The organism is Gelidibacter pelagius, from assembly GCF_017581925.1.
GTDB classification, from domain to species: Bacteria; Bacteroidota; Bacteroidia; order Flavobacteriales; family Flavobacteriaceae; genus Gelidibacter; species Gelidibacter pelagius.
This window is the reverse complement of sequence record NZ_JAGEVG010000064.1, coordinates 1-899: the sequence shown is the minus strand read 5'-3', so window position 1 is coordinate 899 and position 899 is coordinate 1. Positions and strand designations below refer to the sequence as shown.

The window sequence follows — 899 nt, the reverse complement described above, 5'->3', positions numbered from 1 at the left end:
TTTTCATTTAGATTGTTAAACGTAGAAAGTTGCAATCCATTTAGGTTTTGTAAAAATAGGTTGAACCGTCCTTCGTCGTAGGTTATAGTGCAATCCCCGTTCAAATCGCCAGGTAAACCGCAGTCTTCACAATCCAAGTTGACAACACATTCTATAGGCGATAAGTTAATAGGTAGATCGCCATTGCCAGAAGGAGGTGTGTTAAAACCACTACCACCTCCAGTGCCACCACCACCATAGTGACCGTCGCCACCGTTGCTGCCAGAATCACCGCATTCTGTTGGCACTTGGAATACTCTAGGGGGCGTCCCTGCGCTTATGTCGTCCCAATAAATACATTCCATAGCATTTCCGGAGTTGAAACTATGTCTCCCACTACTACATCTCTGGTAAACAGTTTCTGTGCAACTACCACCTCTCATAGCATAATTTTGGGATGGTTTTGATGCGCCATCTAACAGGCTTTTATAATTATCAATCACACCTATTCCATCATCCCCAATAGTGACTTTTTGTAATAGGGTACCATCCAAATTGCTTATGTAAAATAATTTGGTATTATCAGGATCTGGATAGGTCAATATATAGGAATTTGTAATATTGTTTTTTGTCAGAGAAAGAATGGCTCTTTTATAATTACCGAAAGTTCTCACAGGTGCATTTAAAACCTCTATGTCATTTTCAGAATAAAAATATGTCGTTTCTAAATTTAACCGTTCCATCAACTGTTCAGTAGGCAGGTTTGTTATAGTGCTCTTGTGTTTGTTTAAGGTCTTACCACTTTGCCTGTGCTGTAATTTTGAAGATACTATATTAAAGCTATTGGCATTCAATAGGGTTTCTTTTGATACACCATATTTGATAATACTGGTTTCAAATTCATCTTCAGTTTTGGATTT

The 899-nt window shown here is 38.3% G+C and carries 1 protein-coding gene; it reads right to left on the bottom strand.

All coding sequences use genetic code 11. The features are described 5' to 3' along the window. A partial coding sequence (locus tag J4051_RS18840) for a hypothetical protein (RefSeq protein ID WP_208235435.1) occupies nucleotides 1-899 on the bottom strand: 899 nt, incomplete at both ends.